Origin of the sequence: Candidatus Liberimonas magnetica (genome assembly GCA_020523885.1) — a bacterium.
Lineage (GTDB): Bacteria > Elusimicrobiota > Endomicrobiia > Endomicrobiales > JAFGIL01 > Liberimonas > Liberimonas magnetica.
This window is the reverse complement of record JAJAPY010000002.1, coordinates 162587-180328: the sequence shown is the minus strand read 5'-3', so window position 1 is coordinate 180328 and position 17742 is coordinate 162587. Positions and strand designations below refer to the sequence as shown.

At 33.9% G+C, this 17742-nt stretch carries 17 protein-coding genes and 1 pseudogene; all 18 read right to left on the bottom strand.

What is annotated here, in order from left to right:
* Nucleotides 1-16 precede the first annotated feature (16 nt).
* On the bottom strand, nt 17-1435 hold the full coding sequence (locus LHV68_02275; protein MCB4790691.1) for a B12-binding domain-containing radical SAM protein: 1419 nt from the start codon (nt 1433-1435) through the stop codon (nt 17-19).
* 9 nt (nt 1436-1444) lie between these two features.
* Nucleotides 1445-2116 carry a class I SAM-dependent methyltransferase gene (locus LHV68_02270; protein ID MCB4790690.1) on the bottom strand — a complete coding sequence of 224 codons (672 nt, stop codon included), beginning with the start codon at nt 2114-2116 and terminating at the stop codon, nt 1445-1447.
* Between the two features lie 43 nt (nt 2117-2159).
* Complete coding sequence (locus LHV68_02265; GenBank protein ID MCB4790689.1) at nt 2160-2999, bottom strand: glycosyltransferase family 2 protein; 840 nt, start codon at nt 2997-2999, stop codon at nt 2160-2162.
* A 77-nt stretch (nt 3000-3076) separates the two neighbouring features.
* The gene (locus LHV68_02260) at nt 3077-4606 is read right to left on the bottom strand and encodes a hypothetical protein (protein MCB4790688.1); all 1530 of its coding nucleotides are present in this window, start codon (nt 4604-4606) and stop codon (nt 3077-3079) included.
* The gene (locus LHV68_02255; GenBank protein MCB4790687.1) at nt 4591-5145 is read right to left on the bottom strand and encodes a hypothetical protein; all 555 of its coding nucleotides are present in this window, start codon (nt 5143-5145) and stop codon (nt 4591-4593) included. Before LHV68_02255 ends, LHV68_02260 begins: the two co-directional genes overlap by 16 nt.
* A gap of 53 nt (nt 5146-5198) precedes the next feature.
* On the bottom strand, nt 5199-6203 hold the full coding sequence (locus LHV68_02250) for a glycosyltransferase (GenBank protein MCB4790686.1): 1005 nt from the start codon (nt 6201-6203) through the stop codon (nt 5199-5201).
* Nucleotides 6204-6329: 126 nt separating this feature from the next.
* Complete coding sequence (locus tag LHV68_02245; protein ID MCB4790685.1) at nt 6330-7457, bottom strand: DegT/DnrJ/EryC1/StrS family aminotransferase; 1128 nt, start codon at nt 7455-7457, stop codon at nt 6330-6332.
* Nucleotides 7458-7459: 2 nt separating this feature from the next.
* Complete coding sequence (locus LHV68_02240; protein ID MCB4790684.1) at nt 7460-8104, bottom strand: cephalosporin hydroxylase family protein; 645 nt, start codon at nt 8102-8104, stop codon at nt 7460-7462.
* 123 nt (nt 8105-8227) lie between these two features.
* Nucleotides 8228-9109: pseudogene (locus LHV68_02235) on the bottom strand (class I SAM-dependent methyltransferase).
* A gap of 276 nt (nt 9110-9385) precedes the next feature.
* Nucleotides 9386-9946: a dTDP-4-dehydrorhamnose 3,5-epimerase gene (rfbC, locus tag LHV68_02230; GenBank protein MCB4790683.1), complete on the bottom strand. Its 561-nt coding sequence runs from the start codon at nt 9944-9946 to the stop codon at nt 9386-9388.
* Entirely contained in the window at nt 9943-11175 is a 1233-nt protein-coding gene (locus LHV68_02225) for a class I SAM-dependent methyltransferase (GenBank protein ID MCB4790682.1), read from the bottom strand. Before LHV68_02225 ends, rfbC begins: the two co-directional genes overlap by 4 nt.
* Nucleotides 11168-12253: a CDP-glucose 4,6-dehydratase gene (rfbG, locus tag LHV68_02220; GenBank protein MCB4790681.1), complete on the bottom strand. Its 1086-nt coding sequence runs from the start codon at nt 12251-12253 to the stop codon at nt 11168-11170. The genes LHV68_02225 and rfbG overlap by 8 nt, the downstream gene beginning before the upstream one ends.
* A complete protein-coding gene (gene rfbF / locus LHV68_02215) occupies nt 12250-13029 on the bottom strand; it encodes a glucose-1-phosphate cytidylyltransferase (protein ID MCB4790680.1) in 780 nt (259 codons plus the stop codon). Before rfbF ends, rfbG begins: the two co-directional genes overlap by 4 nt.
* 16 nt (nt 13030-13045) lie before the next feature.
* Nucleotides 13046-14767 carry a sulfatase-like hydrolase/transferase gene (locus LHV68_02210; GenBank protein MCB4790679.1) on the bottom strand — a complete coding sequence of 574 codons (1722 nt, stop codon included), beginning with the start codon at nt 14765-14767 and terminating at the stop codon, nt 13046-13048.
* A gap of 26 nt (nt 14768-14793) precedes the next feature.
* Nucleotides 14794-14952: a hypothetical protein gene (locus LHV68_02205; protein MCB4790678.1), complete on the bottom strand. Its 159-nt coding sequence runs from the start codon at nt 14950-14952 to the stop codon at nt 14794-14796.
* Complete coding sequence (locus LHV68_02200) at nt 14949-16052, bottom strand: hypothetical protein (GenBank protein MCB4790677.1); 1104 nt, start codon at nt 16050-16052, stop codon at nt 14949-14951. The genes LHV68_02205 and LHV68_02200 overlap by 4 nt, the downstream gene beginning before the upstream one ends.
* Nucleotides 16034-16798: an NTP transferase domain-containing protein gene (locus LHV68_02195; GenBank protein ID MCB4790676.1), complete on the bottom strand. Its 765-nt coding sequence runs from the start codon at nt 16796-16798 to the stop codon at nt 16034-16036. Before LHV68_02195 ends, LHV68_02200 begins: the two co-directional genes overlap by 19 nt.
* A complete protein-coding gene (locus LHV68_02190; GenBank protein MCB4790675.1) occupies nt 16795-17736 on the bottom strand; it encodes a GDP-mannose 4,6-dehydratase in 942 nt (313 codons plus the stop codon). The genes LHV68_02195 and LHV68_02190 overlap by 4 nt, the downstream gene beginning before the upstream one ends.
* Nucleotides 17737-17742 lie beyond the last annotated feature (6 nt).

The following is a 17742-nucleotide window of genomic DNA, read 5'->3' as shown; positions in this document are numbered from 1 at the left end:
CCCTTATTAGCGATTATTATGTTATTTGAAGGAATATTTTTAGGCCCAAGATCAAATTCTTTACATCTGAAACAGATCTAACCGACGAAAGTATTTTAAGCAAATATCGCGGCCTAAGGTAGAAGTCTTTGTATGCCTGTTTTTTCCATCTATCCAGTTCTTTGCTGGTTAAATTCGGCAATTCCATCGGAGGCCTTTGTTTAGAAACAATTGCATAATCATTCCACTTTATATCAGCCCTCAAAAAACCAAGTGTTTTTGCTTCATTATAAAAATCAGTACCTGGGTAAGGAATGGCTATAAAAAATGCGGCAGTATCAAGATCCAGTTCTTTAGCGAAGGCAATTGTCTCCTTTATTGTTTCAACGGTTTCGCCAATATAGCCAAGCATAAATCCGCCCACGATTTTAAGCCCGGCTTCTTTGGTTATTTTTACAGCAATTCGTGCCTGATCCAGATTTGCACGTTTGTTCATCTTGTTTAATATAATTTGAGAACCTGATTCAAATCCGTAGCTGATTTTCTTACATCCGGATTTTTTAATCATATCCAATATTTCTTTGTCAACATGGTCAACACGAGATTGACAAACCCATGAAATCTTAAGATCATGCTTTATTATTTCCTCGCATAAAGCGAGCAGCCTTTTCTTGTTCCCCGTAAAAAGCTCATCGTGGAAAGAAAATTCATTAAGCCCATATTTAGTAATACACTCTTCAATTTCAGCAACAACGTTTTCTATAGATCTTGAACGGTATTCTCTTTTCCATGTGCATTCAGACAAACAAAACCCGCAGTTGTAAGGGCACCCTCTGCCGGTAATCATATTCGTTGCCTTTCCGCTCCCAACTTTTTTTGTTGGAGGCAGATAATACGCTTCTATCGGCAATAATTGCCTGGCAGGAAATGGAAGTATATCTAAATCTTCTATAAACTTCCTTTCTTTTGTAAATACAACATTGCTGTTCTCCCCACGATACGCAATACCGTCTATATTTGAATAATCTTTTGAACCAGATTCAATAGAATCCAGCAACTCTATCACTGTGAGCTCGCCTTCTCCTATAACCACAAAATCCACATCATCATGAGACAATGTCTCTTCCGGAAGAGAAGTAGGATGCGGCCCTCCTAATATTACATTTGTTTTTTGATCAATACTTTTTACTATGCGGCATATTTTCAATACTTGTTCATAAGCCGGAGTAGGCGATGTTATACCGACTATATGAGGCTTGTATTTAGAGATATTCTTCTCGATAGTTTCATAATTCAGAGATTCTCCCTCACAGTCAAGTATATTAACAGTATTCTTGGGCCTTTGCTGCATAATATATGATGCGATATACGCTAGATTGAGAGGAGCTGCCTTGCCTCCATGGCCTACAACGCCTCCGTAATTAGCAAAGGGAGGATTAACTAATAGGATATTCATTTACACACCTCATTTCCTTTTTACAATAACAAAAATTGATATACCAAGGATCTTATTAAGCAAAGCACTGCTGTCTAACATTTTCAAAAATGGCAAAATAAACACCGGTGTTTTATTTGGAGGAACCAAACCAACTGTAAACACATCTGAAAGGCAATACTCCCCGTCACACAATTGGTTTAGTAAATAATTTTTTGAAATCTTTAATGTTCCCCTCTCTTCTTTTTTTACAATACTGAATAAAAACACCATAGGGTTATACCTGTTTGGTTCACAGCATACAACATAATTCCTACTTACTCTTTTCATCTCCTTTAGAGCTTTTCTAATACTGGTTTCATCCAGATGGTGTAACAGGCCGGAACAAACTACTATATCAAATGATTTATCTTCGAAAGGTAAAGCGGTCACATCCCCTAAAACAAGGTTTTTACATGGATTTATCCGTAGCATCTCCTTAGAATAGTCCAAACCGACAACACTGAAACACTTTTCTAAATAATATGTTAGAAACCCATTTCCGCAACCTACATCGAGTATCTTTGTGCCATTAACACCTGCGTTCAGACCCTTCAAATAATATGTTATCTTGGAATAAATATATCTAATTACCGGATGCTCTGGTTTCCTTCTTTTTTCTTTTGAACTTTCCCAAAACTTTTTTTGAAATTCCAAATCCATTAAAGGGGCTCCTCTATTTGCGGAATAATAAGTAACATATTAATTATTGCATCCTTTTATCTATTAAATCTGCAAGCATACCTATTGCAAGTATCTGCAACCCAGAAAGTATTATCAATACTGAACTTTTGTTGATAGTCTGGTAAATTATTAAATGAGCAATAATTATTAATCCACCCATAGAAATAAGCGTTAAACTTATTGGCAAAAATATTTTTAACGGATTAAAATACATGGTTGTTCTGATAATCAATTGAATAAAATTCAGTGTATCATTCATTGGTTTAATCTTGGACTTTCCTCCTCTTTTATGATAGCTTACAGGCACATATTTAACGATATAATTATTACTGAGTAATGCGAGAGTAATGGTTGTAGTAAAAGAAAATCCTGCAGGCAAGATATTGAAATATTTCATAGCAACATCTTTTCGGAAAATCCTTAAACCTGAGTTTAAATCCGGTATTTTTATGCCGGAAAGATAATTTGCAAGTTTGTTTAGTACCCATTTAGCGGGCCTTCTTGAAGTTTCTATGCTCGATTTATTCCTTTCTCCAACTACCATATCATAGTGCTCGATATATTCAAGCATTTTAGGAATATCTTCCGGCTGGTATGTTCCGTCTGCGTCAATTATTGCTATAAGGTTATTTTTTGCTTTCATTATCCCATTTTTTATAGATGCTCCATAGCCGATGTTGTATAGATTTGAGATTACTTTTACGCCACTCTCTCTGGCAATCTTTGCCGTAGAGTCTGTTGAGCCGTCATCAACAACTATTACTTCATCAATACCGTTTACAGAATTAATCTGTTTTAATACGAGTTTTATCGAAACCTCTTCATTATATGCTGGAATTATCAGCGATACTTTATTATCCATTTTGTTTCTCCTTTATGCTAAAACTTTTAAGAAATAATGATAATTATTATTCATAACTTTTATGGAATAGCTAAAACTTACTGTGTCTTTGTATCACTGATGTAATCAATAGCTCTTTCTCTAAACAAATATGCTGCGATTATAAGCAGAATCGGATATATATGCAACAACATTCTATTTACACTTAGATAGTTATGCCAACTATACTGAGCTAAAACGTCAGACAAAGGCGGAAACGAATATATTAGTACCTTAACCATAAAATAGCAAACAACATAAATTACATATAATAACAGCTCTTTACTTATAAATAAGTCCCTGTTAGAAACATATTTAATAAGTATTAGCGCAAATATTAGTACCCAATTTATTCCCCACAAATCAGGCTTTTTCATATAATAAATATTTGAAATAATGCTTTTATAGATGTTAGCTATAGTATTTGTGATGAATAGTAAACCTTTTGTATTGATATTTAAAGAATACCATGCAAACAATAACATTAAAATCAATAATATTATTTCTATTATCCCTCTGCCATTTTTTAAGAATAATAATGTTTTAAACAGTCCTTCTTTTAATTTATTTTTATATTTGTTTATCAAAAATACTGCAGTTGTAAATAATAGCATATATAATAATTGAGGATATGACTTTACACCCAACAAATGCCTTAATACAAAGTAAATTCCGAAAAATATTAGAATAGAGATACTAAAATAGAGCATCTCCTTGTTTTCAATGTAATCCTCAATACAGTAATACAATACAAACACCAATAAAGGAAAAACGTAAATTATGGCTTCTAACCGTATTAATAATGCCGTCGAAATATAAAAGCCCGTTAAAAACAAAGAAATGTCTTTTCTATAAAGTTTCGTAATAACCATAACTGCGCCAACAGTTATATAATAGGTATATATCGAATTATTTAATGCCGTATTAACTAATGCAGATACAAAAGGAGTTGTTATAAAAAGCAATGCTATTAAAAATGATAATGTATTAGATACTAATGTTTTTAAATTCTGATAAATATAAATCGTTAAAGAAAGGCTAAAGAATATAAAAAACATTTCAAAATAATTTAAAGAAAATATATATCTTAAAGAATACATTAAATAAGTAAACGGCGGGTGAATGCCGCCCAAGAGCTTATAAGGGACCAACTTATAAGGGAAATAATTTGGTAGCAAAATACTGTTACTAGCAGCAAATACTTTTCCAGGTCCGTCGTAACAAATAAAACTATCATGGGTGTACTCAAATATAGGCAGATACCTTACAATGAAAGAACAAACGCATACCAGTAAAGAAAATACTGATAAATGTAAAATTATATTTAAAACATCCTTTTTATTGTACACACCGAAACGTACATGGGAAATAATAAAAAATATACTTATTGAAAATAAAATATAAAAATACATAAATGGCACGTTTATCGGCAATTTAAGAAAAGACAAAAACAACAAAAGATATACTATCACAGCTATCCCTGTTGCAAAACTCAATGACAACATTAAAAGAAAACTATTCTTTCTGCAGAAAACCAGCAAGAAACTATAGCCCAATAGATATATACCGTTATTTACAATAAATTCCATTCTTTCGCCTTATTTTTACCTAGAATAATATAGTACCCTGCATATGTACCCGGGTGACTTGAAATAAATAAATAATTAACTTTTTCGTCATTTTTTACTATCCTGACCGCCCCTCCGCCTCCCCAGCCTGCCAGTTCAAATAGATCATTTTTGCATTCTTTTGCTATCTTTTCTTGAACATCAAAAGGAATAAAAAAATTATAGCTTTTAATGCTCAGTTTTATGGGAAATGCATAGTAATATAACGGAAGTTCATACGCAAAACCACCTTCAGCAAATGGGATGATGAGTTCAGTTTTTTTATTCTTTTCATTTATATAACCATTATTTAAAACGTATCCTATACGAATACCGCCACCAATTGGAAGTCCAGCTGCACCATAGGTTAAATAAAACGGTATATATCCGTTCTCTTTAATATGTTTTTGTTCTACCTTAATATTCTTTATTGCAGAAACTACTATTCTTAAATAGCTGTTATAATAGATATTAACAGAAATCAAAATCATAAAAAGCACATAGATTTTATATTTATTCATTATCTCTAATATTTTTGTTATCACGCACTTATACATGTTTATCAATACTCCTACTATTTTATAATGTTTTTTACTCTGTTCCATATTAAGCTTGCTGTAATATGTAAACTAACTGCTAATAATACCAAAATTGCAGTATTGTACAATCCTGCTTCCTTTAAGACAAATAAACGTTTTTTTATGGAATATAAATATTGAATGATGTCTTTAAATAATAGGCCTCTTGCCCTTCCCAATACTGAAATATAGTTATAAATAGTTAATTTAAGAAAAAAATAAATATTCGACAAAAATGATTTTTTATCGCGTTTCAAAATATCGATACTGCTGCTGATAAGCCTTTCTCCAGCTATCATGTATTGGTCAACATTTGTGTTTGATATACCCCATGCATCTTTATGAACGCGATAGTAAACTAAAGGTGAATTTATATGTACTATTTTTTCAAGTTCGCTTGATTTTAAAAGAATCATGTATTCACAATATAATCCTCTTCCATCCTTATCTTTGCTAAGATCTTCAAGCCCGCCTATGCTCTTTAAATAGTTTGTGTCAAAAACCCCCATAACACCAATTGCCTTTAGCTTACCTTTGCAATATAAGTTAAGAAACTCATAACCTTTGAACTCCTGAGGTTCGATTCTAACGGGTTGTTTTGGCTTTAGAATATTATCATATATAAGGTCATATGAAGTATAAACACAAGATGGGAAATTATAATTTATTAACGATAAATTTACCGCTTCTAAAAATTGCGCCGAATACAGGTCATCATCTGCTGTCCAGGTAAAGTATCTGCCTTTGGCTTGGGAAAGCAGGAAATTCTGATTGCCCAATTGACCAAGATCTTTCTTTTGATTTATGTAACGTATTCGTGCATCGAAAATCCCTAGATTATCTGCTGAAATTGTTTTATCAGGATTATTATTGCTGACAATAACTTCAAAATCAGTAAAAGTCTGATTTAATATTGAATTTAGAGTTTCTTTTAACATATCTACCCTGTCAAAGGTTGTTACTCCTATAGAAAATAATGGTTTCTGGATATTTGTTTCCATCTATATCAAGCTTTGCAACTCATACGAAATCTGTCATTTTGACGAGCAAGGCGAGGAGAAATATTTTAAAAGTCAAGATTCCTCGTTACCTCGGAATAACAGGCGACATTAAAAATTCCCATACATTTAATTAACACCAATTATCGTTTTTAGAGCCTTACATACATATCTGACTTTTTCTTCTGTCAAATTTAATCCACATGGCAAATTAATTCCCCACGGGCTGATCTGATAGCTTATTTTGTTATATTTTCTAGCCTTTTTCGCTTGTTTGAAATTATTATACGCAGGCATTGAGCTTAGCGGATAAAAATACGGCCTGCAACTAATTTTCTTTTCTTCCATAAGTTTTATTAACTGTTCTTTTTTAATTCCAAATCGCTTGTCCAATATAACTGTCACCATCCAATAGGTATTTTTTGTCCCTTTTTCTTCATAATTTAGAGTAATACCTTTACAGTCTGATAGGTTTTTCTTATACCAGGAAAATATTCTAATTTTCTTAGATAACAATTCTTCCACTCGCTCCAACTGTGCCAATCCCAAAGCCGCCTGCATACTAGACATTTTATATTTATAGGCGATTTCGGTATTCCAGAACATTTTACCTTTCGGCCTACGCCCATGGTCCCTTAAGAAAAGGCTCCTCTGGTAAATATCTTCATTATCAGTAACCAACATCCCGCCTTCACCAGTAGTTAAAGTTTTAGAACCATGGAAACTAAATACGCCTATATCTCCCATACTGCCTGCTTTATGTCTTTTATATTCGGAACCTAAGGCTTCAGCTGCATCTTCAATAACTGCAATCTTGTGTTTTCTGGCAATTGCGAGTATCTTATCCATATCAGGCATATTTCCGTACAAGTCAACAGGAATCACTGCCTTTGTCCTTTTGGTTATGTTCTTTTCAAATGATTCTGCAGATAAACACCAGGTTTTTTCATCAATATCGGCAAACACAGGGGTTGCCCCTACATATGTAACCGGAGCACAAGAAGCGATCCATGTTATATCAGGTACAATAACTTCATCGCCTTTTTTAATGCCCAAAGACAGCAAAGATAAATGAATTGCGGAAGTGCAGGAAGGCAATGCTATGGCATATTTTACGCCTAAATAACCGGCAAATGCCTTTTCAAAACGCAGATGGTACATATTGGCATTTCCATACCAGGCATTTGTTACGGCATCTTTTACATAATTGATTTCTTTCTTTGTTATCCACGGCCCGGATACAGTTATTTGATCCATATTCACTCCTTTATGCATTTCAAGAAGCCGTCAGGAGCTTCTGTTATAAGCAGTTTATTTTCTATTTCCTTGTCAATCTCAAACCTGTCATTTGTTTTTAGGAATTCCCAAACAGCTGTCTTTGGGTTATTACCTTTATCCCATGGGCGGTCCGGGAAAAATCTTTTGGGCATGTCTTCAACATTTGTATCAAAGACTATCAGGTAACTCCCTTTTTTAACTAAAGGTGAATATAGTTGCAATTCTTTTAATACATGTTCATGCGTGTGCATTGAATCTAAGCATACAAGCACACGTTTTTTGCCTTTAGCGAATTTTCTAACCTTCCTGATTATATCATCAGCGACTGAAGAACCTTGGATCATTGTAATTCGTTTAAACATCTTATGTTTTTCTATCTCGACTCTATTGTGTTTTCGAATGTCTATATCTATTCCCAGGACTTTTCCATTACCGCCGATTAATTCAAGCATGGAAGCAGAAAATATCAATGAACCACCATGCGCAATACCTGTTTCAATAATTAAGTCTGGCTTTATTTTCCATATTATTTCCTGTAATGCCATAGTGTCTTCTGGATGTTGAATTATTGGCCTACCAAGCCAGTCAAAATTGTAAGTAAACTTATGTTTTGCCGCTCTTATCATAAATTCGCTTACATTTTTCCTGAATTCTTTATCCTTAGCCATTTCTTTTACATTCTCTTTTCTTTCTAGGTTGAACCTATTAACCGGGTCCATTTTGCTTTCCAGATTAACACAGTTTAATTCTTTTCTCATTTTTTTTAACATTTCTTTTATTTCTCCTTCATAATTTGGGTTTGTTATTATTATATTTTTAATTAAATTATCTTTTTTTAGTGTTTCTGGTGCTTTGATAAGTTTTCCTGTAACTGCCGTAAACCTGTTCTGCTTTTTCTTGTTGATGTCTATAACAAATTTAATCTTTTCTCTAGATTTATTATCTAGAGCATTTAACAAAATAATGCCTTTGGCAGCTGCTCCCCATACCGCAAAATATTCCTCTTTACCTGAATCTTTAATAATGTTAATAATTTCTTGTTTTTTAAGCAATATGTTGCTAGAGAAATTAGATAATGATTCTTCAGATAAAGACTGTTTTTCATTGATTTTTAAAGAGTGCCCTTTATATGATGCAATAACAACCAGATTTTGTCCATTAAAGGTATTAAAAATAGCATCAGTTTTTAAATCTAGATTTTCCAAAAGATATTTCAGCGAATATTTTGTAAAATAATTACAATGTTCGTAGTATATGTCCCAGTAAGCTTCATTTTTTAAAATCCAGTAAAAATCAGCAAGCTCTATTATAATTTTTGGATTATTAGCTCTGTCAATGCTTTCTAGAATGCTGTTTAAAAATATAAAGGGCTGGTCTATCTGGTCCAGTACATGCCTTATTATTACAAAATCAGCCTTAAATTTGTTCCTTTCTTTTTTAAAGTAACACGATTTAAAAATTACGTTAGCTGATTTAATGTTTCCATCATATGTAGTATCGTAACCAAAGCCTTTTGACTTTGTAGTTTCGCATATTCTTTTTAAAAAAGCGCCTTTACCGCATCCTATTTCAAGAATTGTCTTATTCTTAAGATCCCATTTTTGTTTATACGCGTCAATAAGGGAATCCATGTATTTTGTATAGCATTCTGAGTTGCTTTGTTCGTTATCATATCCTTTATTGTATTTCATTAAGCTTGAATCAAATAAAGAGTTAAAAACTATTGTGCATCTTGGGCAATAGGTTAATGCTATATTTCCCTTTTTACAATTAGCAGCTTTTTTGTAGGATTCGTATGTAACATTCTGAAAAATAGGGATATTTTTTAATGTATAAAAAGTAAATAAATTTTCTTTGTTTGAACAAGAAGGACATTTATTAAGCAAAAATTACATCTCCTTTGGGTTCTAATAATTCTTATTATTTATTAACGGCCAATTTTTGTCTTTTTGGGAAATCACTGTTGGTTTCTTTATGGGCCAATGGATAGCAAAAGCAGGATCATCCCACCTGACTCCTGAAGCGTGTTTAGAAGAGTAATATTCAGACATAAAATACTGCATATAACAGTTATCTGTCAGGGTTTGAAACCCATGCGCAAAGCCTTTAGGTATATAAAGCATTCTGTACGGAGCAGTTGTTTTTGAGCTGTCAGCAGACAATTCTATGGCGTACCATTTATGAAATGTTTTGGACTCCGGTCTAAGGTCTATAATTACATCGTATACTTTCCCCTTTATGCAACTAACAAGCTTTGCTTCCCTATATGGAGCTTTCTGATAATGCATTCCACGTAGTGTCCCTTTCTTTTTATTAAAAGAGATATTGCACTGGACAATAGGGAAATTTAAACCATGTTCTTTGAACTCTTTTCGGCAAAAACTGCGGGCAAAAAAACCTCTTTCATTTTCAATAGGTTCTAATTCAATAATATAAGCCCCTTCCAACTTAGTTTCGACGAACTTCATTTATAAACCTTCACTTCGGGTATAGGAACTATAAATTTCCCACCCCAATCCTTGATAAAAGACATTTGCTCCATAATTTCATCTTTAATATTCCATGGCAAAATTAAAATATAATCCGGTTTGTCTTCCTTTATTTTATCCGGGTGCCTTATCGGTATATGGGTTCCAGGTAAATATTTGTTCTGTTTATGGGGGCTGCGATCTACAGTGTAATCAAGAAAATCTGCCCTGATACCGCAATAGTTTAGAAGAGTATTACCTTTGGCTGGTGCGCCATACCCGACAATTTTCTTTTTATCATTTTTTAATTGAATTAAACACCGTAGCAATTTTCTTTTTGTTTCTTCAACTTTTTTTCCGTAACCATAATACGTCTTTAAATCCAATAAGCCGAAAGATTTCTCTTTCATTAACAATTTAGCAACATTATCCGTAACTATTTTTGATTTATCTTTTTTATGTTTGCTGTAAATACGCAGCGAACCGCCATGGGTAGGAATTTCATCAACATCAAAAAGTTCAAAACCATGGGATTCGAACAATTTATTAACTGTGTGAAAAGACAAATACGAAAAATGTTCGTGATATATGGTGTCAAACTGATTCTCTTCTATCATCCTGAGCAAATGCGGAAATTCCATTGTAATAACACCGTCGGATTTTAATGCAATTTCAAGCCCTTGAACAAAATCATTTAGTTTGGGATTATGTGCTAAAACATTGTTTCCAATAATTAAATCTGCCAATTTACCTGCTTCTTTCATTTTTTCTGCGTACGAGGTATCAAAAAATGTAATATCAGTAGGAATCCCCTTTTTTATTGCGACATCGGCAGTGTTTGATGCAGGTTCTACCCCACGCACAGGAATGCTGTGCTGTCTGAAATATTGTAACAGGTAACCGTCATTACTTGCGATTTCTACTACAAGCGAGCTCTTGTTAAAACTAAACCGGTTGACCATCATTTCTTCATAATTTTTGCAATGCTCTAGCCAGATATTGGAATAGGACGAGAAATAAGCGTATTCGGATGAAAATATATTTTTTGCAGTTTCAAATTCTTCTATCTGAACCAAATAACATTTTTCGCAGACATAGACATCTAAAGGATAATACGCTTCCATTTTATTTAAATCATCTTTTTTAAGAAATGCATTGGAAAGAGGAGAGTTTCCAAGAGATAAAAAAGGGACGTTTAATTCATTATCGCAGATTCTGCATCTAGCCATTGGTTTTATTCCTAAATTCTAAATATTTATTTATATTATCAATCCGCTGACTAAAAACTTCTTTAGTATTTAACCCGTCAATCTTATATTCATCTATCGAGAATTTAACTGCTTGCTTGAAATCTAAGACAGGATACCAATTCAATTTACTTAAAGCTTTTGATATATCAAGATTTAAAAGACCTGCTTCAGAGTTAGTACTTGTCTTTTTCTCAATAATGTATTTACCACTTCCCCACTGCCTGATAATTTCTTCAACAAATTGCCTAACGGAAACCATATTTTTGGACAAAGGGCCAAAATTCCATGCACCTGAATATTTTTTTTTATCGGTGTATAAAAGCGAACCAAGTGCAATGTATCCGCTTAGCGGTTCTAAAACATGCTGCCAGGGGCGTACAGATTCCGGATTTCTGACAATGACCGGTTTATTCTTTAGTAAAGCACGCATACAATCAGGAAATATCCTGTTATTTGCCCAATCTCCGCCGCCTATCACATTTCCTGCTCTTACGGATGCAATATTAGAGGTATGTTCCTGATAAAAAAATGAACGCATATAAGAAGAAGTAATTATCTCAGCTGCACCTTTTGATGCACTATATGGGTCTTTTCCGCCCATCGGATCTATTTCGCGGTAACCATATATCCACTCATGGTTCTCATAACATTTATCGCTTGTTATATTGACAACGGCTTTCACCGATTTCGTATGTCTCACAGACTCAAGGAGATTTGCAGTACCTAATACATTGGCTTGAAAGGTGTAAAGAGGGTCTTTATATGAATCTAACACTAATGGTTGTGCGGCAAGGTGAAATACTACATCGGGCCTATATCTTGAAAAAACTTTTGATAGTATCTGGTAATCTCTAATATCTCCATCAATATGAGTTATTTTCTTATTTAACCCGCAAATCACATAATTATCGTTTTTGGTTTTTGGCGGAAGCGCAAAACCCACAACATTTGCACCAAGACTCAGCAGCCATATTGTAAGCCAGGAGCCTTTAAAACCGGTATCTCCGGTAACCAAGACTGTTCTATTTTTATAGATGTTATTAAATATATTATTCATTTCCATACCTTCCAAAATGCATTATTTTCAGCCCATAACTTATTTAAATAATCCACATCCCTTAAGGTGTCCATGCATGCCCAGTAACCAGTGTGTTTATAAACCCTCAGTTGCCCGTCACGGGCGACCTTTTCTAAGGGGCCTATTTCCAAGTCACACTTATCATCTGATGATAAGTATTTAAATATACCTTTTTTAAAAACAAAAAATCCTCCATTTACAAATTCTGAACTGTTTTTAGGTTTTTCATTGAACGCTTTTACATTGTTGCCGTCAATTTTCAGCTCTCCAAAGCGCGAAGCAGGATTGATCCCTGTTAAAGTTGCTAACTTCCCATGGCTGCGGTGAAAAGCCAAAAGTTTATTGATATCCACATCTGCTACTCCATCCCCGTATGTCATCATAAATTCATCGGTATCTATATATTTTTCCACCTTTTTAAGGCGAGCTCCTTTAAGCGCCTTTTCCCCTGTATCAGCCAGAGTGATACGCCAGCCTTTTTCCTTGCCTGATTGGTGGATAAAAGATTTTTCCGGATGCCCGAGTTCGAGGGTTAAATCATTGTTCATCAGTTCATAATGATAAAAATACTCCTTAATCATTTCACCCTTATAACCCAGGCTAAGTATGAAGTCCTTATGTCCGTAGTGGGCATAAATCTTCATGATGTGCCAGAGTATAGGATGATGGCCGATGTTCACCATCGGTTTTGGACGAAATTCAGTTTCTTCCCGAAGACGAGTCCCTAATCCACCGCATAGAATTACAACTTTCATTTTTATCTCCTAATTGCTATTTTAATTGCCTTTGAATTTCAACAGCCCTTTCTTTTGCAATTGTTAATAATTCTTGTATTTCGTTAATAATATTTTTATTTTCAGCTAAATTATTTTGCTCTAACGAGTCTTTTAAGAGATCATATATTTCACTAATCCGTCCTTCATGATCTTCTACAGGCAGCAATATTTCATAAAGTAATTTATGGGTACTGTTTCTGACACAAATCTTTATGGGTTTTGATTTAAAATCACAAGGGCCAGGGCCTAAGTGCTCCATTATTACATATTTCCTACCGGTATCTACTTTAGGATCTACAGGTTCTCCACGAAATGCGTTTGGAATTTGAACATTTAAAAGGTTTAATAAAGTAGGCAAAATATCCAACGAAGAGTACATACCTTCCATTTTGTTTGCCTTAATGTCTTTGTTGACAAAAGCTACCGGGACATGATAGAGCTCATCATAAAAGTCTCTTGAGATATGAACGTTTTTTCTGATAGGCCATTCGGTTGAAGTATGGCCATGATCAGCCGTTAATACTATTAGAGTATTATCCAGGAGATCCCTATCTTTAAGCATATTTATTAGCCGCCCGACCTGAATATCTGTATATTTAACTGAAAAATCATATAAAGGATTACCGTAGTAATTATTTTTTTGTGAAGCGATCTCTGAGTATAATTCACTCATACACACAACTTCTTTTTTCACCATCTCCTCACCATTCGGAATATCATACGACGCAAAATTTAACTCATGGATATCTGCAGTATGCATCCATGCAAAGAATGGCTTATCTTTGGGCATCTTATCTATCCAATGTATAAAATTATTGAAAATATATGCTGCAGTCTGGAACTGAACATATCTATTCTGCTTAAAGACCACCCTTCGTAAGGCGTTTCCAACTGCTTTTTTAGACGCTCTTCCTTTAATGAACGAAACCACGTTATAAATTAAACATTTAATAAGCAGTATTCTTAGATATTTATCTACATTAACAGTCTGAGGATGGGCCTTCCGAACTTTAACTATCTCAAGGATCTTGTCAAATATATTTTCTTTGTTATTTAATAGGTCCAAGATATATTTTTTGTGGCCAGCATCGTATTTTATTTTAGCGCTTGTTAAAATATCTATAATACCAGCATGGTCATAGTTATGCAATAATAAAGATGGCAATAAATTATCTTTTTCAACACTTTCCTTCATAAATTTACAATACATTATCATATCCGGGAATAACACACTTAAATATTCTTCAAGAGCCTCTATACATTCTTCTGTAGATTTTTTCCCGTTTTTCAACATATTTGAAAAATATGGAATGGTGTCTCCAACATCCGCAAGGAAACGTATTAAGTCAAACAATAAAAACACATCATCATAACCCCGGCTGTATTTTGAGGGAGACCTATAATAATCATCAAAAAAAATACTGGTTCTATAGCCTTCTTTCTTAAAAACCTCTGCTATGGTGATTTCTCTGCCGCTAATACCACACGCATAACCGCCATTATCAAGAGACATAGTTGATGTTGTTAATGTAGGATAAGCAAACTCCGTTGCACATCCTGTAGAAAAAGCATTAGTTAACGTTAATCCTGATGATAATAGTTTGTCTATATTGGGGGAAGGGCTTGGATTATGCCCTCCAAAACCAAGCCTGTCATAGCGCAGTGAATCAAAGATAATAAATATTACATTCTTTTTAGTGTTATTTTGCATATTCATAATAAAATTACCTAAAATTTACACCCTTATTTCTTTCCAATAAATATTCCTGAGATATTCTTATCTGAAACGAGTTTTATTAATAAGCCATTAACTATTTTCTTAATTTCTTTTTTCTTCATTTTCTCGAAATACATTGTGGGTTCAATTTTATTTTTGTATACAACTTTGCAAAAGTATTTCATTTGTTCTCCATATATTTCACAAGAGTCGGCTTAATTTTATCGGCAAACAGCTCGCATTCTTCGACACTGATCACTTTAGGATAAGTCAACCCAAAAACTTCTTTCATTTTAGATATTGAGGTATCGGTGAAATATATCTTGCCATCTGCAATGCTATCTATACCATCATACCTTAAACTATCGGCATTTATTTTTATTGCGTTTTCTAAAGACATGCCTTCAGGAAGTAATATTTCAATCTTATCTTTATATATTTTTGAAGGATATGCACCGATCAATCCATTGGGGCCTGGAAGGTGCATATAAAATCCTTCATCAAAAATAATGCTTTGTACAATTTTAACAATATCTGAAGCTATCATCAGGTTTCTTACCGGCCCGCCCGGTATTGCTATTTTTGCCAATTTAAATATATCTTCATCAGTTAGATTATCTATCTTTTTTCCATTTATCTTGCATTCCATAAAATAAGGCGAACCCTTTGCAGAAGATTCTTTTGAAACATATGTATTTAGAAAATGGCTCCCCAGCATCATAACTTCAATTTCATCAGGTCTTACATTTTTTTTCAAAGCTATTCCAATCTTAATTCTTGGAATCAAATGATTAAGGTTTCCGGCACCAGTAAAGGGAGCAAGTCCGACACTTGCAAGGGCCGGACATACAGCATCTGAGTAACTTGAGTTAATAACCTTAGTATTTATTTTAGCATCCCTTACAGCTTTCATCAATCTGTATACAAGCGGCAAAGCTAAAGGAGTCCATACACCATAGCCAATGTTGTTGGGGTATGAAAGTTCGCCGTATTTTATGCCTTTGATAAATCTTCCTGTATAAACTATGATATCCGGTTGAATCTCTCTTAAAATATCAACGGCATGCCTGGTATCCATCAGATCAAGCTTTCTATATTTGATATTAGGGTAAAAACCCATTATACCGGCAGATACCCTACAAATGTTAATTCTGGCAATAGCCGAATCAATTGACCTAGTACCAATTATAAGTTCATCATTTTCAAGGCCCTTGGTTCTAGCAAGAAAATCCAGGACATAGCTACCCGCACTTCCAAAGCCGACAATTAGTATTTTTTTACCCATTCAGAACTCCTTGCTTTTTTGACATCTTCTAATGTATTAATGTTAAACCACTTATTTTTTTTGGCAAATATATAATGCATAGGATACTTAGCTATCACCTTATTTATTGGGAATAAATTAGTTGCTTTGTCCGGATTTGAGTTTTCGATTCTATTCAGATAGCTTTTTACTACTTTTTTCATTAATCCGACCGATCCTTCTTTCAAGCACCACAACTGCACGCTTTCTCCAATTATTTGATCCTTATTTTCTATACTATCATAGATGTTGCCATGTTTCGGGTCATAAATAAATTCCCTGACGTTTCGCTTGCCGCCTAAAGCTACTACACTTCTATACGGGTCAATATTTCTATTTAAACATACCTGATTGTACTTTCCTTCGCCTATTCTTTTATAATACTCCTTCGGTATCAAAAGATCGCCTTCAGTAATCACAACAATTCGAGAATCTATCTCTAACGCTCCTAAGGCTAGAGAGTAGCCTGAACCGTGGAATTTGTAATACTTATTATAGACAAATTTTATTTTAAGGCCGGGATATTTCTTAGTCACATAAGTTTTAATCATTTTATACTTATGTCCTACCACTATAATGATATTTTTTGCACCGGCATATACCAAAGATCTAATAGAATAGTCGATAATTCTTTTATTCTTGTTTATCTCAACGAGGCATTTAGGGATTCTCTTTGACAGTTTACCCAATCGAGAACCTATACCTGCGACCATTATTATGGCGTTCATAGATTATACTTCCTCACCCATTCAATAGTTTTTTCTATGCCTTGCTTTAATGAAACTTTTGGAAACCATCCTATCATCTTCCTAGCCTTAGAAGTATCTAACAACCGCCTTTGGGGATCGCCTTTTCTAACTAGAGAATACTCTATTTCGGTTTTCATTCCCAATATGGAAATAATCATATCAAGAAGTTCTTGAATAGTTACTTCTTCCTCAGATCCAATGTTATAGCTTACCCCGCTCGGTGATCTTTCCATAGCCATATAAGTGGCATCAGCACAATCACTCATATACAGGAAAGTCCGTTTGATTTTATCGGCATTTTTATTTATGATTATTTTTTCGTTTTTTAATATCTTGTTTATAATATAGGGTACTATATGATGCTCATCTATATCCCTGGGGCCGTAGACATTAGCATATCTTAAGTGGCATATTGTTATTTTATCTTTATGATAGTTGCCTATATGTTCAGTTAATATCTTCCCTTCGGCATATGACCAACGAGTAGTTACTTCTACAGCATCATAATGTGACGGCGTAGTTTCCTTTGTTGGTATCTCCTGCGGGTGCCCGTATATTTCAGAACTAGAAGCATTTACGAATTTTTTTACCCCATGTTCAACTGCCCAATCTATCATTACTTTTGTTCCATGGCAATTAACCATATAGGTGTCTACAGGGGCTTCGTAAAAGTATTTTGTAGGTACTATTGCGGCAAGGTGATATATCTTATCTACAAACGGCATGTCCATCTCATAAATATTCAGTATATCCCCTTCTATGAACCTAAATTTCTTGTTATCAGACACATTTTTTAGATTATTCATATTCCCCCTAAAAAAGTTGTCAATACCTATAACTTCTTCGCCATTTTCGAGGCATTTTTCAACAAGATATGAACCTGTAAGGCCGGCAACCCCTGTAATTAATGTAACCATATTCCC

Excerpts from the sequence above, each read along its gene's own strand:
- LHV68_02275 (MCB4790691.1), bottom strand. The coding sequence starts at position 1,435 with ATGAATATCCTATTAGTTAATCCTCCCTTTGCTAATTACGGAGGCGTT.
- LHV68_02270 (MCB4790690.1), bottom strand. The coding sequence starts at position 2,116 with ATGGATTTGGAATTTCAAAAAAAGTTTTGGGAAAGTTCAAAAGAAAAA.
- LHV68_02265 (MCB4790689.1), bottom strand. The coding sequence starts at position 2,999 with ATGGATAATAAAGTATCGCTGATAATTCCAGCATATAATGAAGAGGTT.
- LHV68_02260 (MCB4790688.1), bottom strand. The coding sequence starts at position 4,606 with ATGGAATTTATTGTAAATAACGGTATATATCTATTGGGCTATAGTTTC.
- LHV68_02255 (MCB4790687.1), bottom strand. The coding sequence starts at position 5,145 with ATGAATAAATATAAAATCTATGTGCTTTTTATGATTTTGATTTCTGTT.
- LHV68_02250 (MCB4790686.1), bottom strand. The coding sequence starts at position 6,203 with ATGGAAACAAATATCCAGAAACCATTATTTTCTATAGGAGTAACAACC.
- LHV68_02245 (MCB4790685.1), bottom strand. The coding sequence starts at position 7,457 with ATGGATCAAATAACTGTATCCGGGCCGTGGATAACAAAGAAAGAAATC.
- LHV68_02240 (MCB4790684.1), bottom strand. The coding sequence starts at position 8,104 with ATGATAAGAGCGGCAAAACATAAGTTTACTTACAATTTTGACTGGCTT.
- rfbC (MCB4790683.1), bottom strand. The coding sequence starts at position 9,946 with ATGAAGTTCGTCGAAACTAAGTTGGAAGGGGCTTATATTATTGAATTA.
- LHV68_02225 (MCB4790682.1), bottom strand. The coding sequence starts at position 11,175 with ATGGCTAGATGCAGAATCTGCGATAATGAATTAAACGTCCCTTTTTTA.
- rfbG (MCB4790681.1), bottom strand. The coding sequence starts at position 12,253 with ATGAATAATATATTTAATAACATCTATAAAAATAGAACAGTCTTGGTT.
- rfbF (MCB4790680.1), bottom strand. The coding sequence starts at position 13,029 with ATGAAAGTTGTAATTCTATGCGGTGGATTAGGGACTCGTCTTCGGGAA.
- LHV68_02210 (MCB4790679.1), bottom strand. The coding sequence starts at position 14,767 with ATGAATATGCAAAATAACACTAAAAAGAATGTAATATTTATTATCTTT.
- LHV68_02205 (MCB4790678.1), bottom strand. The coding sequence starts at position 14,952 with ATGAAATACTTTTGCAAAGTTGTATACAAAAATAAAATTGAACCCACA.
- LHV68_02200 (MCB4790677.1), bottom strand. The coding sequence starts at position 16,052 with ATGGGTAAAAAAATACTAATTGTCGGCTTTGGAAGTGCGGGTAGCTAT.
- LHV68_02195 (MCB4790676.1), bottom strand. The coding sequence starts at position 16,798 with ATGAACGCCATAATAATGGTCGCAGGTATAGGTTCTCGATTGGGTAAA.
- LHV68_02190 (MCB4790675.1), bottom strand. The coding sequence starts at position 17,736 with ATGGTTACATTAATTACAGGGGTTGCCGGCCTTACAGGTTCATATCTT.